The organism is Streptomyces sp. NBC_00390, from assembly GCF_036057275.1.
Classification (GTDB): Bacteria; Actinomycetota; Actinomycetes; order Streptomycetales; family Streptomycetaceae; genus Streptomyces.
In genome coordinates this window covers 2,826,526-2,848,433 of sequence record NZ_CP107945.1, presented here as the reverse complement: position 1 = coordinate 2,848,433, position 21,908 = coordinate 2,826,526, and the positions used below count along the sequence as shown (strand labels likewise).

18 protein-coding genes are annotated in these 21,908 nt (G+C 72.2%); 9 read left to right on the top strand and 9 right to left on the bottom strand.

The features are described from left to right. Window positions 1-41: 41 nt before the first annotated feature. Window positions 42-872, bottom strand: coding sequence for a lysozyme (locus tag OHS70_RS11830; protein ID WP_328396527.1), 831 nt, complete (start codon window positions 870-872; stop codon window positions 42-44). A 240-nt stretch (window positions 873-1,112) separates the two neighbouring features. Between OHS70_RS11830 and OHS70_RS11825 the strand changes: the two genes are divergently transcribed. After that, window positions 1,113-1,595, top strand: coding sequence for a MarR family winged helix-turn-helix transcriptional regulator (locus OHS70_RS11825; RefSeq protein ID WP_328396524.1), 483 nt, complete (start codon window positions 1,113-1,115; stop codon window positions 1,593-1,595). A 29-nt stretch (window positions 1,596-1,624) separates the two neighbouring features. On the opposite strand, the gene OHS70_RS11820 is transcribed toward OHS70_RS11825, so the two are convergent. Then, on the bottom strand, window positions 1,625-2,413 hold the full coding sequence (locus OHS70_RS11820) for a hypothetical protein (RefSeq protein ID WP_328396522.1): 789 nt from the start codon (window positions 2,411-2,413) through the stop codon (window positions 1,625-1,627). A gap of 365 nt (window positions 2,414-2,778) precedes the next feature. Here OHS70_RS11820 and OHS70_RS11815 point away from each other — a divergent pair, with 365 nt between their 5' ends. From OHS70_RS11815 to OHS70_RS11795, 5 genes are read left to right on the top strand one after another with little or no spacing between them, the layout of a single operon-like run. Continuing rightward, a complete protein-coding gene (locus tag OHS70_RS11815; RefSeq protein ID WP_328396520.1) occupies window positions 2,779-6,060 on the top strand; it encodes a sensor histidine kinase in 3,282 nt (1,093 codons plus the stop codon). After that, window positions 6,057-6,539 carry a roadblock/LC7 domain-containing protein gene (locus OHS70_RS11810; RefSeq protein WP_328396518.1) on the top strand — a complete coding sequence of 161 codons (483 nt, stop codon included), beginning with the start codon at window positions 6,057-6,059 and terminating at the stop codon, window positions 6,537-6,539. The genes OHS70_RS11815 and OHS70_RS11810 overlap by 4 nt, the downstream gene beginning before the upstream one ends. After that, window positions 6,536-6,946, top strand: a complete 411-nt coding sequence (locus tag OHS70_RS11805) for a DUF742 domain-containing protein (RefSeq protein WP_328396516.1) — start codon at window positions 6,536-6,538, stop codon at window positions 6,944-6,946. The genes OHS70_RS11810 and OHS70_RS11805 overlap by 4 nt, the downstream gene beginning before the upstream one ends. Next, window positions 6,927-7,589 (top strand): GTP-binding protein, encoded by a 663-nt coding sequence (locus tag OHS70_RS11800; protein WP_443062595.1) that lies wholly within the window; start codon window positions 6,927-6,929, stop codon window positions 7,587-7,589. Before OHS70_RS11805 ends, OHS70_RS11800 begins: the two co-directional genes overlap by 20 nt. Before the next feature lie 24 nt (window positions 7,590-7,613). Then, window positions 7,614-8,858 carry a styrene monooxygenase/indole monooxygenase family protein gene (locus OHS70_RS11795; protein WP_328396514.1) on the top strand — a complete coding sequence of 415 codons (1,245 nt, stop codon included), beginning with the start codon at window positions 7,614-7,616 and terminating at the stop codon, window positions 8,856-8,858. 36 nt (window positions 8,859-8,894) lie between these two features. On the opposite strand, the gene OHS70_RS11790 is transcribed toward OHS70_RS11795, so the two are convergent. The 5 genes from OHS70_RS11790 to OHS70_RS11770 form a co-directional block, all read right to left on the bottom strand. Continuing rightward, window positions 8,895-10,187, bottom strand: a complete 1,293-nt coding sequence (locus OHS70_RS11790; RefSeq protein ID WP_328396512.1) for a C40 family peptidase — start codon at window positions 10,185-10,187, stop codon at window positions 8,895-8,897. Window positions 10,188-10,321: 134 nt separating this feature from the next. Next, window positions 10,322-13,087 carry an outer membrane protein assembly factor BamB family protein gene (locus tag OHS70_RS11785; RefSeq protein ID WP_328396510.1) on the bottom strand — a complete coding sequence of 922 codons (2,766 nt, stop codon included), beginning with the start codon at window positions 13,085-13,087 and terminating at the stop codon, window positions 10,322-10,324. 74 nt (window positions 13,088-13,161) lie between these two features. Beyond that, window positions 13,162-13,443, bottom strand: coding sequence for a hypothetical protein (locus tag OHS70_RS11780; RefSeq protein ID WP_328396508.1), 282 nt, complete (start codon window positions 13,441-13,443; stop codon window positions 13,162-13,164). Between the two features lie 33 nt (window positions 13,444-13,476). Next, window positions 13,477-14,205, bottom strand: coding sequence for a TetR/AcrR family transcriptional regulator (locus OHS70_RS11775; RefSeq protein ID WP_328396506.1), 729 nt, complete (start codon window positions 14,203-14,205; stop codon window positions 13,477-13,479). Between the two features lie 105 nt (window positions 14,206-14,310). Continuing rightward, on the bottom strand, window positions 14,311-15,246 hold the full coding sequence (locus tag OHS70_RS11770) for an AurF N-oxygenase family protein (RefSeq protein WP_328396504.1): 936 nt from the start codon (window positions 15,244-15,246) through the stop codon (window positions 14,311-14,313). 164 nt (window positions 15,247-15,410) lie between these two features. Between OHS70_RS11770 and OHS70_RS11765 the strand changes: the two genes are divergently transcribed. Together OHS70_RS11765 and OHS70_RS11760 are read left to right on the top strand one after the other, a co-directional pair. Continuing rightward, a complete protein-coding gene (locus OHS70_RS11765; RefSeq protein WP_443062594.1) occupies window positions 15,411-16,523 on the top strand; it encodes a ferritin-like domain-containing protein in 1,113 nt (370 codons plus the stop codon). A gap of 42 nt (window positions 16,524-16,565) precedes the next feature. After that, entirely contained in the window at window positions 16,566-17,483 is a 918-nt protein-coding gene (locus OHS70_RS11760; protein ID WP_443062593.1) for an ADP-ribosylglycohydrolase family protein, read from the top strand. Between the two features lie 172 nt (window positions 17,484-17,655). On the opposite strand, the gene OHS70_RS11755 is transcribed toward OHS70_RS11760, so the two are convergent. Continuing rightward, window positions 17,656-18,102, bottom strand: a complete 447-nt coding sequence (locus OHS70_RS11755; protein WP_328396500.1) for a DUF3291 domain-containing protein — start codon at window positions 18,100-18,102, stop codon at window positions 17,656-17,658. Beyond that, window positions 18,099-19,154, bottom strand: a complete 1,056-nt coding sequence (locus OHS70_RS11750) for an amidase (protein ID WP_328396498.1) — start codon at window positions 19,152-19,154, stop codon at window positions 18,099-18,101. The genes OHS70_RS11755 and OHS70_RS11750 overlap by 4 nt, the downstream gene beginning before the upstream one ends. Window positions 19,155-19,354: 200 nt before the next feature. Here OHS70_RS11750 and OHS70_RS11745 point away from each other — a divergent pair, with 200 nt between their 5' ends. Next, window positions 19,355-21,835, top strand: coding sequence for a hypothetical protein (locus tag OHS70_RS11745; protein WP_328396496.1), 2,481 nt, complete (start codon window positions 19,355-19,357; stop codon window positions 21,833-21,835). Window positions 21,836-21,908 lie beyond the last annotated feature (73 nt).

Genomic DNA, 21,908 nt, shown 5'->3' with positions numbered 1-21,908 from the left:
CCGGCGTCGCGGGACGGGCCAGGGGAAGGTGATGCCGGGGCTCAGCCGATGGCGAGCGCCAGGACGCGGCTGTACGAGCCGTTGAACTTGTCGTGGTCGCCGACGATCGGCCCGGACGAGGTGTACTGCCACATCGTGTGGTAGGCCCAGCCGGCCGGCAGGGTGCCGGGTGTCGCGCTGTACCTGGCGATCCACAGCGGGTTGGTGGTGCCGAAGCCGCCGTAGTTGCCGGTGCACTGCGTCCACCAGCTGGTCGCCGTGTAGATCACCGCCGCCCGGCCCGTACGCACCTTGTAGCGGTTCAGGAAGGCGCGGATCCAGGCGACCATCTGGGACGGGGACTTGCCGTAGCAGGCGGGGCCGTACGGGTTCCACTCGATGTCCAGTACGCCCGGCAGGGTCCTGCCGTCCCTTGACCAGCCGCCGCCGTTGTTGACGAAATAGTCCGCCTGGGCCGTGCCGGTGGCGGTGTCGGGGGTCGCGAAGTGGTACGTGCCGCGGATCAGGCCCGTCTTGTACGAGCCGTTGTACTGCTGGGTGAAGTAGGTGTTCTCGTAGTACGTGCCTTCGGTCGCCTTGACGTAGGCCCATCTGACGCCGATGTTCCGTAGCGCCGGCCAGTCGACGTTGCCCTGATGGCTGGAGACGTCGACGCCCGCGGTCTGCGCCACGCGGGTGCCAGGGGGAGCGCCGCCCTGGCCGTCATGGGCGATGACGCCCATGCCCAGATAGGCAGTGCCGCGCTTTGCCTTGGCGGCCGCCGCGGGCGTGGCCGTGGCGGGGAGGGTGAGGAGGAGGGACAGGGCTGCGAGGAGAGTGCCGACTGTCGCGAGACGCGACCGGCCGGTCGTTCCGGATCTGTGCACTGGCATAGCGTGCCTCCGAAGATCCCGGTGGGCGGGATCTGACGAAGTGTCGACATGTCGTGGCGGACGCCTGTGGTGTGGACATGCCATTCGGGGTGCCGGGGTGCCGGGGTGCGCCGTGCGCGGCGGGGAAGGGGGGCGGGATGCTGCCGCTGGTCCGAGCCTGCGAAATACTGACCCGGTTGCGGCTGTGCCGGCCGCCGGAAGAAACGCATCGGAACCGGGAAGCGCGCAAGGAGTGCTGACGTGCACGAAGGCGGTACGGGGAGCGACACCGGCCTGACGGACGGGACTGGTGTGGACCGCGAATTTCTCGCACTGGAACGGGAGTTGGCCGTCTTTCTGCGCCGGGCCAGAGCGTCGTCCGGCGAGATGGCGCGGGAGGTCCACCCCGAACTCGAACCCGCCGCGTACGGGCTGCTGGTCCGGCTCGAAGAGGGCGGACCGCAGCGCGCCACCGAGCTCGCCGCCTACTTCGGCGTCGGCAAGGCGACGATGAGCCGTCAGCTCCACGCCCTCGAGGACCTCGGCCTGGTGGCCCGTGAACCGGACCCGGCGGACGGCCGGGCATCCCTCGTACGGCTCACCGACGAAGGGGTGACCCGGTTCCGCCATGTGCGCGATGCGCGCCGCGACCGCTATATGAGCAAGCTCGCCGGCTGGGACCCCCGCGAGGTCGCGGAACTGGCGAGGCTGCTGCACCAGCTGAACGCCCGCGCCGGAACCTGACCCGGCGGCCGCGCCAGGGCGGCCGGCCGTCACAGCTCCGCGAACACGGCCGTCGCATCGTCATGGAGCTTCCAGCGGATCACCTCGGTGCGTTCCTGCGCCGAGACCTCCAGTGCGCGCACCCGGCCGATCAGCGCCTCCGCCCCCTCCGCGCGCAGCAGGGCCAGACAGTCGGACCAGTCGCCCTGCGTGAACATGTCCACCCAGCGCGACGCGCCGTCCGTCAGGGCGGCGACCGAGCGCACGGCGGTGCGCGGCGTACGGCCGGTCACCGCCCGCGCCGCCACGCCCGGGTCCGCGGCTGCCGTGAAGAAGCCGCCCTCGCTGTTGCGCAGCGCATCGGCCGCAGCGTGCGTGCGCAGCGCCTCTCGCGGCAGCCGGTCCAGCCGGTCGTCCAGGACCGCCCGTACCGTCCCGTCCGGTGACTCGATGAGCAGAGTCGAGTCGCAGAGCACGAGGTGCTCGACGTCGTCCGCCGGTCCGCCCCAGCGGGCCAGGACCACCGTCGCCTGAGGAGTGCGCACGTGAGAAAGGTCACACGTGGTGCGGTGGGTGTCCGCTGTGCGCCTGATTGCCGCGGCGAGAACGTCCTGAAGTGTCAGGTCGGGACGCGAACCGGACAGTTCGACCAGAGCGCCGCCGAGCCGGGCGGTGAACCACGCCACCGAATGCACACATCCGTCGTCGCCCTCCGGAGGTGTCACCCCGTCCAGCGCCACCAGCGTTCCGCCCTGGCCGGAGGCGGGCGTGGCCACCGCCGCCCAGTCCTCGTTGGACCGTTCGGGCCCGCCGGGCGATGTTGCCAGTCCGATACGCATGATCCCAGTCTGCACGAGCCGTCCGCAGACCCCTCACAGTTGGGCATTTACGCCTGTATCAGCAGGTCAGGAGGGTTTGCCGGTCGAAGCGTCCGCCTCCCGTGAGCTGCGGGCGCGCATCCTGTCAAAGGCAGGGCGGAAGGTCCAACCCATCGCTCGCGAGGCGCTCTGCGGGCCGTACGGAAAAGTTGTTTGCCAACTACTGAGTGTTGTTCACTCGTTCGGGTGGCGGAGCGGCCGATGCGCGCCTCCCTCCCAAAAGCACTGCAATGGTCGGAAGCCGTGCCAGGGGTGGGCCTCTCGCGTGTGACCGGTCGTCATCTCTGCTTCATGGGTGGACGAGTCGAGCAAGATTGCGAGCACCGGTGCAGAAGAAGCGGCCTCGGGGCAAGGACGGCAGTCGCACGGAGACCCCGGGCGGCGTTCGGACAACGGCCCCGGCCACTGTCGCGGACCCCAGCCAGGTCCCGGCGCAGGCGGCCCGGGCGGGCTCGGACGTACAGACCCCCGGCGGCCGTCCCGTACGCGTACGCAGCCGCCTCGTCGCGGGTGTCGCCGCCGTGAGCCTCGTCGTCGTGGCCGCCGGCACCCCCGGCATCCTCGCCACCTCGGCCGAGCTGACCGAGTCCCAGCGGCTGGTCACCCTCGCCGCGCTCGACCGCCAGGCCGTCACCCTCGCGCACTCCCTCTCCGACGAACGCGACGAGGTCACCGCGTACATCGCGGCCGGCCGTGCGGCGCAGCGGGGCGACAAGAAGGACCAGCGGCGGATCTCCGACAGCCTCAGCGCCCGCGTCGACCGGCAGATCGACGAGATCCGCACCGCCGTTCCCGAGGACCACGCCGAGCTGCGCCACCATCTCGCCGGCATCCCCTCCGTACGCCGCACCGCGCTCACCGGCAAGGGCACCGCGATGGAGGCCCACCGGGCCTACGGCGACGTCATCGCCGCTCTCCACGCGCTCGCCGAAGAGCTCGCCGAGAAGACCCCGCCGCGCGCCGCCGGAGCCACCCGCGCCCCCGCCGACCTCGGCCTCGCCGTCGAGCGGGCGTCCGCAACCCGCGGTCTGCTGCTGGCCGCGCTCTCCGTGCCCAAGCCGGAGAGCGTCACGACCATCGACCCGATCACCGGGCTGCCCGTGGAGAGCGAGGGTGAGGACTCCGGGGCCGACGCCCGCACGCGGGGCGCCCTCACCGCCGCCGCCCAGCAGGCCCGGGTACGCGAACTGGCCGCTCTCGCCGACTTCGACCAGGCCGCAGACAAGACCGCCCGCGACAAGCTGTCCGCCACGGTCACCGGGCCCGAGGTCAGGACCGCCGAGGGCTATCTCGCCCGCCTCACCGACCAGCCCGAGCTCTCGGACAGCGAGCGCGACACCGACCCGGAGAAGCTGGTGGCCGCGCTCACCGCGCGCATCGAGCAGATGCGCGGGGCGGAGACCGCACTCGCCGCGGACCGGGTCGAGCGGTTCGAGCAACTGCGCGACGACGATGTCACCGCGCTCGAACTTCGGATCGCGCTGCTCGGCGGACTGGTGATCGTCGCCATCGGCGTGTCCGCGGCCGTCGCCCGTACGCTCACCCGCCCCCTCGCCGTCCTGCGCATCGGTGCCGCGCGGGTCGCCGCCGCGCCCGAGGCCGAGGATCCGGTCCGCTTCACCGGCCGCAACGACGAGTTCGCGCAGGTCGTCCGCTCCCTCAACTCCCTGCACGGCAAGCTCCGCGACCTCGGAGCGCGCGCCGAGCGGCTCGACAGCGACCGTGCCGACCTGGCAGGCGCGCGCGACGCGCTCGCCGCCGACGTCGGCGCGGCACGCGCCGAACTGCAGGAGCACACCGAAGAACTCAGCGCCGAGCTGGAGCGGCTGCGCCACACCGTCCACCACACGTTCGTCAACCTCTCGCTGCGCACGCTCGGACTCGTCGAGCGCCAGCTCGGCATCATCGAGAAGCTCGAGGCGCGTGAGCAGGACCCGGAGCGTCTCGCCACGCTCTTCAAGCTGGACCACATGGCCACCGTCATGCGCAGGCACAGCGAGAACCTGCTGGTACTCGCGGGCGCCGAGCACGGTCAGGGACATGTCGGGCCGGTACCGCTCGTCGACGTGCTGCGCGCAGCGGTCAGCGAGATCGAACGCTACGAGCGTGTGGTCATCCAGTCCCTGCCGCCGCACGCCCAGATCGCGGGGTACGCCGCCGACGATCTGAGCCATCTGGTCGCCGAACTCCTCGAGAACGCCGCGTCGTTCTCCCCGCCGGACGCCCAGGTCGAGCTGTCGGGCTGGCTGCTGGAGAGCGGCGAGGTGATGCTCTCGGTCGAGGACGCGGGCATCGGCATGACGGCCGGACGCATCGCCGAGATCAACGAGCGGCTGGAGAACCCGAAGGCGTACGAGACCCGGGCGGCCCACGAGGGCGAGGGACTCGGACTGCGGGTCGCCGGGCTGCTGGCCGCGCGCCACGGCGTACGGATCCAGCTGCGCGAGCACAAGCAGGGCGGCATCACGGCGGTCGTCGTCATCGGGCAGGCGTTGCTTCCGAGCGGCCCGCCGGCCACCGAGGCGCCGTCGGCGCAGGGGGCAGGAACGGCGCCGGTGCTGAACCTGCCCGGGGCGGTGGCCGAGGCGAACTCCAACGCACTGCCCGGACCCCGGCGACCGGACCCCGCGTCCGCCGGCGGCGACGCGGTCGCGGACGGGGCAGCGGAGCCGGAGCCTGCGGCGACTGAGGACGTGGACGCGGAGCCGGGCGCCGACGCCGTCCTGGACCCGGCCCCCGCCGCGGAGGCGGAGCGGGATGTGGACGAGGCGCCGGAAGTGGTGCCTGCTCCGGTCGATGGGCCGGTGTCTGCGGAGGATCCGTTTGTGGCTGCTGCCGAGCGGGCGATTCGTGCCGCGGGGGCGGAGCGGGATGTGGATGAGGCGCCGGAGGTGGAGCTCGCTCCGGCCGGTGAGCCGGTGTCTGCGGAGGATCCGTTTGTGGCTGCTGCCGAGCGGGCGATTCGTGCCGCGGGGGCGGAGCGGGATGTGGACGAGGCGCCGGAAGTGGTGCCTGCTCCGGTCGATGGGCCGGTGTCTGCGGAGGATCCGTTTGTGGCTGCTGCCGAGCGGGCGATTCGTGCCGCGGGGGCGGAGCGGGATGTGGACGAGGCCCCGGAGGTGGAGCTCGCTCCGGCCGGTGAGCCGGTGTCTGCGGAGGATCCGATTGTGGCTGCTGCCGAGCGGGCGATTCGTGCCGCGGAGGCGGAGCGGGACACCACCGAGCGGACGCCCGACGTCGAGTCGCGCACCGCGGGGATCGATCAGGAGACGTTCTCGATGCGGCTGCCCCAGCAGCGCGAGCAAACTCCCGAGCCCGAGCCGCAGTCCGAGGCCCCGGCCGAGGGCGTGCCCGTCGGGGACCGTGTCACCGACAAGGGGCTGCCCAAGCGCACGCCCAAGCCCGTCCAGCCCGCCGCCGGGCCCGGTGAACGCACCGGCAGCATCGACGCCCAGGAATTGCGCCGCAGACTCGGCAGCTTCCATCAGGGCGCGAAGGACGGCCGCCGCGATGTCGAGGCGGAGCTCGCCCGGAACGGCGCCGAGACCCCGCACCAGCAGGAGTCCGAAGCGGAATCGGGGGACAACGTCGAGGAGGCACGCAGTTGACTGCGACCGGCACGTACGGCCTGAGCACCGAAGCCCGCAATCTTCACTGGTTGCTGGGCAACTTCGTGGAGGAGGTGCCAGGAGTGCGCTCGGTTGCCGTCGTCTCGTCCGACGGCCTGCTGCTGCTCTCGTCGGACCCCGTCCAGAACGCAGCCCCGGTCGCAGCCGACCGCCCGCAGAGCCCCAGAGGCTCCAGCGCGGACCTCGCCACCGTCGTCTCCGGCATCGCGAGCCTGACCCACGGCGCCGCCGGGCTCATGGACGGCGGCGGCGTCAAGCAGACCATGGTCGCAATGGACGACAGCAGCGTGCTGGTGATGTCGATCAGCGACGGTTCGCTGCTCGGCGTGCACGCCACCCCGGACTGCGACATGAGCGTCGTGGCGTACCACATGGCCCTGTTCGTCGGCCGTGCCGGACACGTTCTCACCCCCGAACTCCGCAGTGAGCTGCGCACATCGTTGGAGAGCGCCCAGTGACGACCGCCGCCGAACCCTTCCCCAGCCTCCCGGTACGCGGCGCGGGCAATCGGCCCGCCCGGGTCCGTCCGTACTCGCTCACCGGCGGCCGCACCCGTTTCGGCCATGTGCTGCTCGTCGAGACGTTCGTCGCCGCGCTCGAAGCGGCCCCGGAGCGCAAGGAGCTGCCGGCCGGCTCCCTCTCACGCGTCATGCCCGAGCTGCGGGCGATCGTCGAGCTGTGCCGTCGCATGCGTACGGTCGCCGAGATCTCGGCGCTGCTGAAGATGCCCCTCGGCGTGGTCCGGGTGCTGCTCAGCGACCTGGCGGACCAGGGAAAGATCCGTGTCTTCGGGACGGGCCACGGCACCGGCCAGCCCGACCGTGCGCTCCTCGAAAGGGTGCTCGGTGGACTCCGCCGCCTCTGAGACGCTCGCCACCGACACGCTGATCGCGCAGCCGCTGTCCGATGAGGTCCCGCAGCTCGAAGAGAAGCTGCAGGCATGGCAGTTGGACACCAGCAGAGCTCCCACCGCGGCCAAGGTGATCGTCGCGGGCGGCTTCGGTGTCGGGAAGACCACCTTCGTCGGCGCCCTCTCCGAGATCACCCCGCTGCAGACCGAAGCGCTGATGACCCGGGCCGGCGAGGAGACCGACGACCTCACCGCCACCCCAGGCAAGCGCACCACCACGGTGGCGATGGACTTCGGCCGGATCACGCTCGACGACGACCTGGTGCTGTACGTCTTCGGGACCCCCGGCCAGCAGCGCTTCTGGTTCATGTGGGACGACCTGGCGCGCGGCGCCATCGGTGCGATCGTGCTTGCCGACACCCGGCGGCTGGCGGACTGCTTCCCGGCGCTCGACTACTTCGAGAGCTGCGGGCTGCCGTACATCGTCGCCGTCAACCACTTCGAGGGAACGACCGCATACGAGGCCGGGGACGTACGGGAGGCGCTGACCGTGCCGCCGCACGTACCCGTGGTGATCATGGATGCCCGTAGCCGGATCGCGGTGATCGAGGCGCTCCTCGCGCTCCTCGCCCGCGCCCTCGAAGCCACCCCCGAATAGCTGATCGACGAAAGAGCACCAGCCATGCGGAAGATTCTCGTAGTCGGCGCCGGGCAGTCCGGCCTCCAGCTCGCCCTCGGCCTGCAGTCGCAAGGCTACGAGGTCACGCTGATGTCCAACCGCACGGCGGACGAGATCCGGTCCGGCCGAGTCATGTCCACGCAGTGCATGTTCCACACCGCGCTCCAGCACGAGCGCGATCTCGGCATCAACTTCTGGGAGACCCGGGCTCCGAGGATCGAGGGCGTCGGCGTCTCCGTCGCCGCCCCCGACGCGGCGCGCGCCATCGACTGGGTCGGCAAGCTGGACGGCTACGCGCAGTCCGTGGACCAGCGCGTGAAGATGGCCGGCTGGATGGAGACCTTCGCCCAGCGCGGCGGTCAGCTCGTCATCCACGGCGCGGCCGTGTCCGACCTGGACTTCTTCTCCCGTACGTACGACCTGGTGCTGGTCTCGGCCGGCAAGGGCGAACTGGTCTCGATGTTCGGCCGGGACGCGTCCCGCTCCCCGTACTCCGAGCCGCAGCGCGCCCTTGCCGTCTCCTACGTCCACGGGCTCGGCCCGCGTCCCGAGCACCCCGAGTTCGACGCCGTGCGCTGCAATCTCGTTCCGGGTGTCGGCGAGCTGTTCGTGATGCCGACCCTCACCACGTCCGGCCGCGCGGACATCCTGTTCTGGGAGGGCATTCCGGGTGGCCCGCTCGACGTCTTCCAGGGCGTCAAGGACCCGGCCGAGCATCTCTCCCTGACGCTTGAACTCATGGAGAAGTTCACGCCGTGGGAGTACGCACGGGCCACCAGGGTCGAGCTGACCGACGCGGGCGGTACGCTCGCCGGCCGGTACGCCCCCACCGTCCGCAACCCCATCGGCCGGCTCCCCGGCGGAGGTCTGGTCCTCGGCGTCGCCGATGTCGTCGTCGCCAACGACCCGATCACCGGTCAGGGCTCCAACTCGGCGTCCAAGTGCGCTGCTTCGTATCTGGCGTCGATCGTCGAGCGGGGCGACAAGCCGTTCGACGAAACCTGGATGCAGGCCACGTTCGACCGGTACTGGGACACGGCGCAGCACGCCACCAAGTGGACCAACGCGATGCTCGGCGTCCCGCCGGAGCACGTGCTGCAGCTGATCGGCGCGGCCGGTCAGCTGCAGCCGGTCGCCGACCGGTTCGCGAACGGGTTCAACAACCCGGCGGACTTCGAGGACTTCTTCTACGACCCCGACAGGACGGGCGCGTACCTCGCGGAGGTCGCGGACGCTCCGCGCGCCTGAGGGGAATGGGTGGAGGCGTCCGCCGCGCGGACGCCTCTACTCCTTCGCTTGCCCGACCGTCTGCCCGTCCGCATCCTGCTCCTTGCGGGCCCCGGTGTCGAGGCCCTTGTCCGGGCCGGTCGTCGCGCCGTCCGGCAGCTTGGGCGGGGCGTAGGACGCGAGCGCCCGGCCGGCCGGGTCAGGGCGGACCGCACCCAGCAGCGGGTTCGCCGCGATGGGGGAGGCCTTCACACGGCCGCCGGGGCGCGGGGCGTGGATCACCGTGCCGTTGCCCAGATAGACGGCCACGTGGGTGGCCTCGGGGAAGTAGACCACCAGGTCGCCGGGGCGAAGCGACTGCAGCGGCACCTTGGGCAGCTCCGCCCACTGCTCCTGGCTGGTGCGGGGGATCTTGCGTCCGGCCCTGGCCCACGCCTGTGAGGTGAGGCCCGAGCCGTCGTACGTGTCCGGGCCCTCCGCCCCCGAGACGTACGGCTTGCCGATCTGCTGTACGGCGTACTTCATTGCCGCGCTGCCCTGCGCGGACGGCGCGTGTTCGGCGTCCAGCAGGCCGGTGGCCAGCAGCTTCTCCTGCGCCTCGGCGGTGTCGGACTCCTCCTTGGCGGACAGGGCGGCGATGTCGGCGGCGGACAGGGAGGCGAGCATCTCCTCGACCGCCTTCAGCCGGGCGGCGGCCGTTCCATAGGCCTGCCTGTGCCGGGCCGCGAGGAGCAGTTCCTTGTCGAGCGCCTTGCGCGCGGCGGTCGCGAGCATGTCCGCCCGCCGGGCGCCGGCCTGAAGCCGGGTCATGGTGGCCAGCCGGCTGTTTGCCGCCCGTTCGATGAGATGGCCCTGGTCGAGGGCGCTCTGCGGGTCACGGGCGAGGAGGAGCCGGAGGTAGGAGGACAGGTCGGAGTGCCCCCGGTACTGCTCGCGGGCGAGTTGCCCCGCGGCGCTGCGGCTGTCGTCGAAGGCGGTCCGGGCGTCGGTGAGTGCGCGGCCGAGGTGCGCCGCTTCGGCGCGCTGCTTCGTGAGGGCCTGCTCGGCGGCGTTGACTGCCTCGCCGGCCTGTTCGGCGCGGCGGTACAGGTCCTGGAGCCGGGTGAGCATGCCCGAGACGGTGGAGAGCGCGGGGGCCCCGTGGGCAGGGCCGGCGGGCGCCGCGGGCTTGGCGGGGTCGGCAGAGCTGGTGGGCTTTGCGGGCTTCACGGGCCCGGCGGCTTCCGCCGCTTCCGCCGTGACGTCCGGGGATGGCTCGTCGGACGGTTCGGCGGACGCGGGCCCGGCGGCGATCGCCGTGACCGCGACGAGCGCCGCCGTGCACACCGTACGGATCAGCCTGCCGCTCACGATGCCTGACACCTCGTCACCTCCCGTGGTGAGGTGGGCCGTCCACCCTCACGGCCAGAGCATGCGGGCGCGCCGCCGCGCGGGCGCGGCGGGTGGTCGGTTCAGCGCAACGTGGTCACTCGTCTGAGGGTTCGTCAGTCCACGGGAAGCGAGTAGAACGTCCGGCCCCGCCGTACGACGATCCGGTCCTCGCCGCCGGCCAGCGGTACATAACGGGGCGCGGCCTGCGGGTTCTCCGCGTCCCGCGTACCGGCCTCCTGGAACTTCCACAGCCGCCGGCCGTCGCGCGCCGCGAAGGCGGTGAGCGCCACGGCATCCCCGGCGAACACGGTGCGGCCGCTGAGGCTCAGCGTGGTCTGCGGGATCTCGCGCCAGGCTGGCGTCTCGGTGGACCGGCTCCACAGTGCCCGTCCCGTCGCGACGTCGACGGCGCGCACCTCCTGGTAGCGGTTGGCGGCGTACAGGGCGGGGCCGCGCACCGTGGCCGTACCGTAGGCGAACACACCCTTCTCGCCCGGCGTTTTCGCGGCGGGCACGCGCCACAGCCGCTTGCCGTTGCCGCTGTCGTACGCATGCAGCTCGCCGCCCGCGGCACCGAACAGCTTGCCGCCGGTGTCACCGGCGACGGCGGCCGTCGGGCCGACCCCGGTGAGTGTGACGGACTTGAGGGCCTTGCCGGTGGCGCGGTCGAAGCCGAGCAGGACGGACCCGCCCTTGGCTCGCTTGGACTGGGCCGGGGTGAGGGAGCGGCCGTCCTGCCGTACGAGGATGCTGTCGGCGCGTGCGGCGACCAGTTCGTAGCGGGGTCGGTGCGGGGCCTTCCCCTCCGGTACGCGGGCGCGCCACAACTGCTTGCGGGCGGCGGCGTCGTAGGCGATGACGTACGCCTCCCGGACGGTGACCTTCTTCTTGCGCTTCTTGACCTTCCGCTCGACGGTCCTGGAGACATGGCCCGTCAGCCAGACGCTGGTGCCGTCCGCACCGATCACACCCTCGACGGCCAGGCTCTCGCCGGGCTCGGCGAAGGTGCGCTCGGCGACCTTGTGGGCGACCTTCCCGTCCTGCGCGGCGATCCACAGGAGTTCGTCCCCGGCCTGGACGAGACAGAGCCGGTCGTCGACCGGCACCGCGCGGGAGCCCGAGGCAGCCTCGGGCATGGCCCAGAGCCGCCGGCCCGTGCGCAGATCCACACCCGTGGCCTGCTTGCCGTCGGTCAGCAGCAGCACCCGGTCGCGCCACACGGTGGCCCCGGCAGGCTCCTCGGGATGCTCGTACCGCCAGGCCGGCTCGGGCGCCAGCCCGGCCATCCGGGTACGCCGGTGTGCGGGCGGCTGCGGGGCGGGCGCGGCCTTGTCGTCCCCGCCGGCGACGGCGTACACGCCGCCTCCGCCGACGACGAGCCCGCTGACGCCGGCTGCCACGGCTACAAGGAGCCCACGCCGGGACGGCGGGAGGACCCCGGGGACCCCACCCGGCAGGCTCGGCGGCGCCGGCGGAACCGAGGGCGGACCCGCGGCGCGCCGCACGACGAGGGTCGCGGGGTCCGTGACGCCTCCGGCGGCGCCGCCGAAGCCGTGGCCGCCGGCAGCAGGCGCGGCCGGGAGTGCGTTCCGGCCTTGCGCCGGGAAGGGAGCCCGGGCCGCTCCGGTGGGGTGGGCCTGGCCGGGCGCGGCAGGACCGGGTGCGGTGTGTGCCGAAGCCGTGGTGTCGGTGGTCGTGGGGTGGCCGGCGCTGTTGCCGTGCGGGTGGGCGTCCTGGCCCGCTGCGCCGTACGCCGGCGCGTTGCCGCTGACCGGCCCGGCCGGAGGCGCGTCATCTGCGACGAACGGCCCCGCCGCCGTGCCGGGGCCGGGCGATGTCCGGCCCGGCGCCGGGACGAGCGAGGCCGTGGGCAGCGTGCCGCTGTTTTCGGGCCCGCCCGAGCCGAGGGGGCCGTGCTGCGTGCCACCGGTTGCGCCCGCACCGCCCGATCGCAGCGCATCCGCCTGTGCCGCCTGGGCAGCCAGCGCGGCCGACAGCGGCTGGGGCAGCCAGCCTCCGCGGGCCAGAGCCGCCGCGCCCTCCAGGGCCAGATCCGCCGCCACCGTGCCCGCCGTCGGGCGGTCCTCAGGCGACTTGGACAGGCAGCGGGCGGTCAGAGGGCGCAACTCGTCAGGAACGGCGCCGAGTTCGGGTTCGCCGTGCGCGATGCCTGCCGCATCCGCCAGCGGTGCCGTGCCCGTCGCCGCGTAGGCCAGCAGCAGGCCGAGGACGAAGATGTCCGACGCCGGGCCGGGTTCCGCTCCTGTCGCCTGCTCCGGTGTCAGATATCCGAGCTGTACGGACAGTTGTCCGCCGGGACGGGCCTGGGCGACCGCCGCCGCGCCCAGCGCGCCGTACGCGGCGAGCCGCGGCCCGTCCGCCGTCAGCAGCACCGTGTCCGGTGCGAGACCGTGCAGCACCGTGCCTGTCGCGTGCACCCGGGACAGGGTCTCGGCCAGCCCTGCGCCCAGTATCCGTACCGTCCGCTCGGGCAGCGGACCGGTGAGCGCGATCGCCTCGCGCAACGTCAGCGCCGGGACGTACGCGCTCGCGGTCCACAGCTCCTGCCCGTCCGTGGCCGTGGCCATCGCGAGCGGCTCGGGCACCCAGCCTCCGGCCAGCCGTTCCGCCGTCCTGGCCTCCGCCGCGAAACGCCGCCGGAAGGCGGGCACGGCGGCCAGCTCCGGGCGCGCGGCCGAGACGACGACAGCCGTATCACCCGAGCCGGAACGGGAGTCGGAGCCGGCAGGGGAGTCGGAGCCTGATCCGGAAGCGGCGCCGGACGCCAGGTAGTGCACGGCGCTCGCCGACTCCCGCAGTCGTGCCAGCGTGGTGTACGCCCCGATCCGGCGCGGATCGTCCTGCTGCAGCGGCTCCATGCGAAGCTCCCCCCTGGTGGCACGGTCGACCGTGATCCTAATTCGGCGCCGGACGCCACCGCGAGGCGCGGTCCCTACCCCGGTGGCTGCGACTTCGGTTTCGACCAGGGCCACTTGAGCTCGCGGCGCTCCACGCCCTCTGGCGCGTACACGTACTTCCAGCCGCGCTGCAGCCCGAGCCGCTTGGTGTAGCCGAAGGGCACGCGCTTGTACGCGTACACGACGGGCGGGGAGCCGTCGTCCTGCGGCACCGGGACCTGGTACCACTTCGGCGGGTGGCCGGTCGGGCCGGCCATCACCGGCAGCACCCGCCCGTCCAGCGGTCCGCCTTCGAAGGGGGTGTTCTCGCTCTTCACCGCTCCAGTGTCACAGCCTTCACCGGGCCGGCGTCACAGCAGCCCCGTGCTGTCGCCCAGCACTGGCCCCAGCCTCCGGGCGAGCAGGCCCACAGGACCGTCCGCGCTCTCCTGCGCCATCAGGCCCGTGATGATCCCCGCCGTCTCCTCGTCGGTCGCGGCGGTGGCCGCCAGCAGCGCGATCAGATGGTCGATGAGCCAGTCCCGCAACTCGTCGGTGGGCGGCTGCTTGCCCTCGTCCAGCCAGATCAGGGACGCCGCCTCGACGGCCGCGATCCAGGTGCGCACCATCATCCGCAGCCGGGATCCGGGGGCCGCGACGCCGAGGTGGACGAGTATCTGGTCGGCCGCGGCCCTGCGCACCTCGTCGACGATCGTGCTCGTACGGGAGGTCTCGGCGACGCTCCCGCCGCGCAGCAGCGCGCTGAACCCCGCGTCGTGCTCGTCGACGAACGCGAGATAGCGGTCCAGGACGCGCGAGAGCCGCTCGGTGGGGGGCCCGGCCGACGGCTCTGCGAACCGGCTCTCCAGCTGGTCGGCGGCGGAGCGCAGCGCCGTCTCGTACAGCTGCTGCTTGCCGCCGGGGAAATAGCGGTAGACGAGCGGCCGGGACACCCCGGCCGCCTCCGCCACATCGTCGAGGGAGACCTCCTCCGGCGGCCGGTGCGCGAAGAGCGTGAGCGCCGCAGCGAGCAGTTGCGTGCGGCGCTCCTCGACGCTGAGCCGTCGGTACGCGCGGGTCGCGGGAGCGGGACTGGTCATGCTTCGCAGCGTAACCGCGCGGGCCGGCATCCGTACTTTTCTCCGATGATGCGTCCGGCGGCCCGCCCGGAGGGCCGCGCGGTGGTCCATCCGGTGACGCGTTGCTCAGGCAAGGAGCCCGGAGCTCTTCCAGAGCTTACGGCCGGGCCCCCGCAGCACCCCGATGTCGTCCAGGAAGTCGGTCAGGCGCTTGGCCCCGGACTGCATCACCTCGCGCCGGTGCCCGCTCGCCCTGACCTGGGCGACCGCCTCGCGGCGGTCCAGGCCGATGTTGTCGTACACCTTCGGGTTGACGAAGCAGACGGAGAAGACACGCGCCGCCTCACCGCAGCTGATCCGGGTGAGCTCCTGCTCCCACCGCGGCGCGGTCACCATCTGGCGGCGCAGCTCCTCGCGGGCGTACCGCACATGGCGCGCCTCCTCCACCACGTGGATACGGGTGACGCCGCGCACCAGTGTCTGCACCCGCTCGTCCGGGAAGGTGAGGCGCTGCATCCAGTCGAGGATCTCCTCGCCGAGCAGTGTCGCCGCGAACGATCCGGGAGTGGTGGATATCGTCTTCAGGACGCGTGCGAGGTTGTGGTAGACGCGCGGCACCTGGTACGCCGGGGCGCCGCCCTTCTGGATCATCCGGGCGAACATCATCGAGTGTCGGCACTCGTCGGCGATCTCGGTGAGCGCATAGCGGACATGATTGCTGGTCAGGGGCTTGTCGTAGATGTGGCGTACCAGCAGCTGCATCAGGATGATCTCGAACCAGATGCCGAGCGAGGCGAGCGAGGCGGACTCGTGACGCGACAGCTCCAGGCGCTGCTCCTCGGACATCCTGTGCCAGAGGGGCGTGTCGTAGAGGGAGAGCAGCTCCGGCGGCCAGAACCACTTGCCCTCCTCGAGCGGGGAGTCCCAGTCGAGTTCCTTGTCGGGGTCGAAGGAGTGCTTGGCGGAGGATTCGAGCAGGCGCGCGGCGACCTGCTCACGGTCCCGGAGCGGGCCGAGTGCGTCGCGGAGCAGCTGCACGTCGCGTTCGGACACGGTTGTCATGACTGAGGGCACCTCGCGGGTGGGATTACCGGTGTCAGGGTTATGAGACTCCCTGTCAGTAACATCGTCAATCCCTGTGCGCGACTTGTTGACTATCCGTCTACCAACGTGTGAGCCTGCCAACTGTCCTTGTGTGCAAGGGATACGAGGCGAAGGAGCCGCCTGTGTCGACCCAAGATCGCTACATGCACCCGCCCGAGCGCCCCCTCTGGGAGATCCCGGCGTCCGGCTCGGCGCGTTTCAGCTGGGAGTACGAAGACGGCCGGGACCGCCTCCTCGCCCTGTACCAGAAGGGCAAGGACAAGCAGTGGGACGGCCAGAAGCGCATCGACTGGGACCTCGAGGTCGATCCGTACGACCCCCTCGGCACGCCGGACGAGGTCCTCACCCTCTACGGCACCCGGTACTGGGCCAAGCTCACCGACAAGGACAAGGGCGACCTGCGCCGGCACTACACGTCCTGGCAGTTCAGCCAGTTCCTGCACGGCGAACAGGGCGCCATGGTGTGCGCGGCGCGGATCGTCGAGTCGGTGCCGGACCTGGACGCCAAGTTCTACTCCGCCACCCAGACCATGGACGAGGCCCGGCACGCCGAGATCTACAGCCGTTTCCTGCACGAGAAGATCGGGATGCTCTACCCGATCAACGACAACCTTCAGGGACTGCTCGGCGACACCCTGCGCGACTCCCGCTGGGACATGCCGTACCTCGGCATGCAGGTGCTGATCGAGGGTCTGGCGCTGGCCGCTTTCGGCATGATCCGCGACACCACGGACAAGCCGCTGCCCAAGCAGATCCTCGCGTATGTCATGCAGGACGAGGCCCGTCATGTCGCCTTCGGGCGTATGGCCCTGCGCGACTACTACCAGCAGCTCACCGACGCCGAGCGGCGCGAGCGCGAGGAGTTCGTGATCGAGGGCTGCTATCTGATGCGCGACCGGCTGCGCGGGGTGGAGGTGCTGGAGAACTTCGGCATCCCGAAGCAGGAGGCGGCAGAGCTCTCCGAGCAGTCCGAGTACCTGCATCTGTTCCGCAAGCTGCTGTTCAGCCGGATCGTGCCCTGTGTCAAGGACATCGGCCTGTGGGGCGAGCGGCTGCAGAAGGCGTATCTCGACATGGGCGTCTTCGAGATGGGTGACTCGAACCTCGACCTGCTGATGTCCCAGGACGAGGAGATCGCCGAGCAGCTCGACCGGGAACGGTTCGCGGCCGAGGAGCAGGCGCGGGTGACGGAGGTCGAGGAGGCGATCGCGGAGGGCGCGGGCGCCTCCGGCTGACCCGCGCATAAGCGTGTGCGCCGGACGGCGGCGCCCGGAAGGATGGCGGCCATGACCACCACCGACCCCTCCGTACCGTCGCCCGCCGGTCCGGCGGCCGCGCGCCGCAGTCTCGAAGCGCTCGCTCTCGGGGACGCGTTCGGCGAGCGCTGGTTCCCGCTCTTCCGCGACCGCGAGCAGGCGTACGAGGAGATCCGCGCACGCCGCACCCCGCCCGAGCCGGACTGGCACTGGACGGATGACACGGCCATGGCGCTCGCGATCCAGCGCGTGCTGGACCTGCACGGCGAGATCGACCAGGACCGGCTCGCCGCCTGCTTCGCCCTGACATACGAGGCCGATCCGGCGCGCGGCTACGGCCACGGCATGCACATGCTGCTGCCCCAGCTCCTGGAGGACCCCGCGAGCTGGCGCACCCTCGCCCCCGGGCTGTTCGACGGGGGCAGCCTCGGCAACGGCGCGGCGATGCGGGTGGCTCCGCTCGGCGCCTGGTTCCACGAGGATCTGGAACTGGTCGGCCGACAGGCCGAGTTGTCCGCCCGGGTGACCCACGCCCACCCCGAGGGCGTGGCGGGCGCGGTGGCCGTCGCCACGGCGGCGGCGCTGTCCGCACGCGGCGAGCTGACCGTCGCCGAGGTCGCCTCCCGCACCCCGCCCGGCGCGGTCCGCGAGGGCCTGGCCCGCGCGGCGGAGCTGCCGTTGACGACGGAGCCCTGGAAGGCGTCGGACATCCTCGGCAACGGCCAGAGGATCCGCGCGGACGACACCGTGCCGTTCGCGGTCTGGACGGCGGCCCGCCACCACGACGATCTGTGGGCCGCGCTCTGGTCCACGGCGGAGGGCTTCGGGGACGTCGACACGACATGTGCGATCACGGGCGGCATCGTGGGCGCGGCGAAGGGCACCGAGGGCGTCCCACAGGAATGGCTGACCCGCCGTGAGGCGCTTCCGGGCGGCTGAGAGGGGCTGAGAGGGGCTGAGAGGGACTGAGAGCGGGCTGGTCAACCTTGGCCGTCCGTCTGTCTGCCGGTCGACGTGTTCCGCCAGAGGATGAAGACCGGTCTCCCGTCCCCGTCGGCCTCGACCTGACCGTGGTCGGCCGGTGGCGTCCCGTCAGTGGCCGACCACGCCGTCAGGACGGCGGCGGGAACGGCTTCCGCAACGTGAACGCATGCTCTGTCGGCCCGTGTTCCCGCACATGCAGCAGACGTTCCTCGGCCTCGCGCACCGTCGGACGATGGCCCGATTCCACCCACCACATCGTGGTCATGACCTCAAGCACCCGTTCGAAGAACTCGTAGCGCCGAGCCAGCAGTTCGCGGTGCATGCCCTGGTACATGAACGCCGTCAGCGCATTCGTGTCGCGCCACACCGACATGTTCACCAGCAGCCAGTCGTCGCCGAAGACCCGGAGATCCGTCGCGTTGCCGGTGTCGTTCTGGAGCCGCCAGACGAAGCCGTCCGCGGCGTCGGCGACGGCGTTCACAGGGTCGAGATTGTCCACGAAGTCCTTCAACTCCGGGGATTCCAAGGGATGTTTGAGGCGGCCTATGTTCACCTGGGCGAGTTCGTAGGTCATGGCCGCACGATATTCAGCCCACGCTCCGCCGCCACCGCCATTTCGACCAGTGAGACGTCCGCGCCGCGCACCGCCACCAGTTGCAGTCCGACCGGGCAGCCGTCGCTCGTGAAGCCTGCGGGGATGCTCGCCGCCGGATGGCCGCTCAGGTTGAACGCCCAGGTCAGCGCAGTGGAGTAGAGATCACCCGGGCCCTCGTGGCCATGCGGCCGGTTGGGCGTCGCCGGGGTCAGCAGCAGGTCCGCCCCGGCGAACAGCCCGTCGAGCCGGCGGTCGTTCTCGGCCCGCACCGCCGCGCCCGCCCCGGGCCGGCCCGCCCGCACCCGGGTCCACGCGTCCCTGGGGTCGAGCAGTGCCCAACCCGCCCCCACCGTCCGTACGACCCCCGCGGACTCCAGCCGTTCCACCGCCGCCCGCGCGACCGCCGCGACCTCCTGGTCCGTCGCCGCGAAGCCCAGGTCCGGGGACCACACCGCTCGTAGCGGAAGCACGGGAGCCACCGGCTCGTAGGCGTCCAGCACCGCGCGCAGATACCCGCGCGCCCCCTCCGCCGTGCGGGTCAGCACCCCCGCCGTGGCCAGGCCCGTCCGGTCAGGGGACGGAAACAGCCCGTGCGTCGTCTTCAGCCCGAAGACCCCGCACCAGGCCGCCGGGATCCGTACCGATCCCGCTCCGTCGCTGCCGGTCGCCAGGCCCACCATGCCCACGGCGACCGCAGCGGCGGAGCCCGCGGACGAGCCGCCCGGCGTACGGTCCGCCCGCCAGGGGTTACGGGTGGGCCCGTGCGCGCCGAGCCCCCACGTCTGCCAGTACGTGCCAGGCCCCGGCACAGCCGTCGATCCGACCGGCACCGCGCCCGCCGCGATCAGCCGCCGTGCCGCGTACGAGCGGATGCCCGACGGTCCTTTCACCGCGAACGGCAGCCCGGACAGGGGGAGTCCGGAGTCGGCGTCGCGCTCGCCGGACAGGGCGCGCTCTGCCCAGACCTCCGTGAAGGCGCTCAGCACCGGGTCGAGCCGCTCGATCATCTCCAGTGTTTCCGGCACGTTCATGCCGCCAGTGTCCAGGTCCGGGCCGTCCGACGGCGTTGTCAGTGGCGTGTGGTCGGATTGATCACGTCTCACCGAGCAGAGGCGAACGGGGGAGCGCGTGATGCCATATCCGCAGGAGGACCTGACGGGGCCACAGCGATGGATCGTGCGGCTGATGCGGGATCCGACCGGCCAGGCGGGGCCCGGCGTTCCGGCTCAGGTTGCTGAACGAGCCCTGGCGGGCAGGCGGCCGCATCAGCGGCAACCTGACCCCACCGCAGAGGCGACTGGCCGAGGAGCCGCTCGACCACGCCGCCGCCACATGGGCGGAGGGCATGGTCCGCGCAGACCTCCTCGACCCCGCCGGACTTCTCAGGACCGCCCGCCCCGCCCCTCGCGCGGTCGACGCGCTGGCGCATCTGGCCGAGCGCGACCTGCTCGGCGATGGGACACGGGCAGCGCTGCACGCCCTGGTCCAGGAGCACCTCGCGCACCGTCCGGCCGCGTGGACGGCGCTGACACAGCGGCTGCCCCACTTCACCGGCACGCTGACCGAGCTGATCACGATGGCCGGGCAGACGGCGGGTGAGCAGGCCACATATCCGGGCCCGTCGGAGGCCGGTGGCCCCGTGACGGCGCCGGCATCCGAACCCCCGTCCGTACTTCCTGAACCGCAGCCGTCACCTCCCGACGCTCCGATCGGCGCGAGGCAACGGGCCGCGCTCAGCGCCCTGGACCTCCTGCTGGCCCTCGCGCCGGGGGACGTCCCGCTGCCGGACGACCCCGGCAGCCTGCGGTATCTGGCCCGGCACGACCACGACGACGCTCCGGGGCTCGAGACCCCGGACTGGCTGATGGAGGCATGTCGCGCCCACGGCATCCGACCGGACGACGGCTGGTGCGCCGCTCCCACCCGGGAAGGGGCAAGGGCGACGCGTCCGCAGAGCTGCCGTTCGTGCGCGCACACCGTGGAGAGCGCCTACGCCCACGGCATCCTCCAGACCGACGACCTGCTGGACGTACTGCCCGCCCGCCTGCTGCTGGCCCTCCCGCACGACTGGCGGCGGCTGTCCTTCCCCACCGCATGGAGCGGGGCACTCGCCGCGCGTCTGGACCAGGAACTGGGCAGCGACACGGACGCCTGGCTGCGGCTCGCCGCCGCAGCGTGCGACGCAGCGTCCGACCGGGCACCGGAGGCTGCGCCCGGGGAGGCGTCCGAAGGGGACGTGCCCGAAGGGGAGGCGTCCGAAGGGGAGGCGTCCGGCGCACAGTGCGGCCGCGGCGGCCGGCGGGGCGGCGGAGCGACCTGGCCCGAGCTCCTCGACCGCTCCCGCACCACGGCGGCCGTCGATCCGGCGGCACTCGCCGCCTGGCGCGAGGACATCGGCATGGACGACGGCAGGCTGTTCCGGACCGCTGCCCCCACCACTCCCGACAGTGCGCTGAGGCTGCTCGAGCGCGGAAACCACCTGTGGACATGGCCGCCGGGGACACTGCTGTGCCTGGCCCCGCCCGAGGCGCTCGCCGCCGTACTGCCCAGGCTCGGGGCCGACGCGCCGTGGCGGCTCGCCGCCTATCTGCTCCGGTACGACCGGACGCCCCGCGCGGCCTTCGACCACCTTCTTCGGCTGGGCGACCCCGAGGCGCTGCGGATCCTCGCCACGCAGTCACGGTGGCTGAACGACGAACTCGAGGACCGCCTTGCCGACCTCCACGATCCGGCCGTCGACCTCGCCCTCCTGCGAAACAGCGGGCACCGTCACATCACACTCCGCGTCATCATGTCCCCCGGCCCGCTGACCGCCGGGCTCCTGACCGAGCTGCGGTCCGATCCCGTGGCCACCCCGCCAGGTGGCGTCCTGTGGCTCCGATCGGCCGAACCGGACCTCATCGAGGAGGTCTTCGCCCGGATGGGCAAGCCGCTGAGCCTTGTCCAGCAACTCGTCGGCTGCCTCAACCTCCTGCGGTACGGCGGCCCGCAGCGTCTCTCCGCGCTGGTGGACGCCGGGCATCTGGGCCAGGCCGCGGCCGGACTCTGCCAGAAGGCCCTGGCCGCGGACGACCCCCTCGCCGTCATCCAGGCCCGTGCCGAGCGCGAACTGTCCACGGAGAAGCTCGCCAAGCGCCTGCGCCGGTGCGAGAGGCACTGGCAGACGGCCGATGTGATCCGCCGGACGGCCGCCGAGCCGGACTGGAAGAGCCTGGAGGCAGAGCATCTTCGCGAGCCGATCCCGCACTGGGACCAGCTGGTCAACCTCCCCGACGCCCCGCTCGGCCTGAAGCTGCGCCATGCGGAACGGCTTCCCGAGCCGGCGTACGACAGGGTCCCGAGCAGTCCGGAGCTGACGCGCGCCCGCCTCCGGCACGGTCTCGGCGGCCGCCACAGCGAGCCGCTGGGCCGTCAGCTGGACCATCTTCTGGCGGCGGGCCATCTGTCGGGCCGGTATCTCGTTCATGAAGCCGCTCCGGCCGCTCTGGTCCTGTCCTACCTCAACGCGGCCAGGCGCCGCACCGACGCGCCGCGGCAGATACGGGCCGCCGTGGACGAGGTCGCCGCCCTCGTCCGCGGCCGGCTCGGCACCGACGCCGCGGCCTGGCGCCGGGTGACCGCCCGGCTCACCGGGCGCGACAGGGACTGGAACCCTCTCGGCCCGGTCGCCTCTCTGGTGTCACCGACGCGACCGGACGGCGGCGAGGGGTGATACGCCTGCCGTCGCCCTAGGCCCTGTCCGGGCGATCTTGTCGGGCCCGCGACGACAGCTACGGCACCTCGCT

What these genes read in the sequence shown, in the direction of transcription:
- OHS70_RS11830 (WP_328396527.1), bottom strand. Translation starts at nt 872, where the DNA reads ATGCCAGTGCACAGATCCGGAACGACCGGCCGGTCGCGTCTCGCGACA.
- OHS70_RS11820 (WP_328396522.1), bottom strand. Translation starts at nt 2,413, where the DNA reads ATGCGTATCGGACTGGCAACATCGCCCGGCGGGCCCGAACGGTCCAAC.
- OHS70_RS11795 (WP_328396514.1), top strand. Translation starts at nt 7,614, where the DNA reads ATGCGGAAGATTCTCGTAGTCGGCGCCGGGCAGTCCGGCCTCCAGCTC.
- OHS70_RS11785 (WP_328396510.1), bottom strand. Translation starts at nt 13,087, where the DNA reads ATGGAGCCGCTGCAGCAGGACGATCCGCGCCGGATCGGGGCGTACACC.
- OHS70_RS11775 (WP_328396506.1), bottom strand. Translation starts at nt 14,205, where the DNA reads ATGACCAGTCCCGCTCCCGCGACCCGCGCGTACCGACGGCTCAGCGTC.
- OHS70_RS11770 (WP_328396504.1), bottom strand. Translation starts at nt 15,246, where the DNA reads ATGACAACCGTGTCCGAACGCGACGTGCAGCTGCTCCGCGACGCACTC.
- OHS70_RS11760 (WP_443062593.1), top strand. Translation starts at nt 16,566, where the DNA reads ATGGCGGCCATGACCACCACCGACCCCTCCGTACCGTCGCCCGCCGGT.
- OHS70_RS11755 (WP_328396500.1), bottom strand. Translation starts at nt 18,102, where the DNA reads ATGACCTACGAACTCGCCCAGGTGAACATAGGCCGCCTCAAACATCCC.
- OHS70_RS11750 (WP_328396498.1), bottom strand. Translation starts at nt 19,154, where the DNA reads ATGAACGTGCCGGAAACACTGGAGATGATCGAGCGGCTCGACCCGGTG.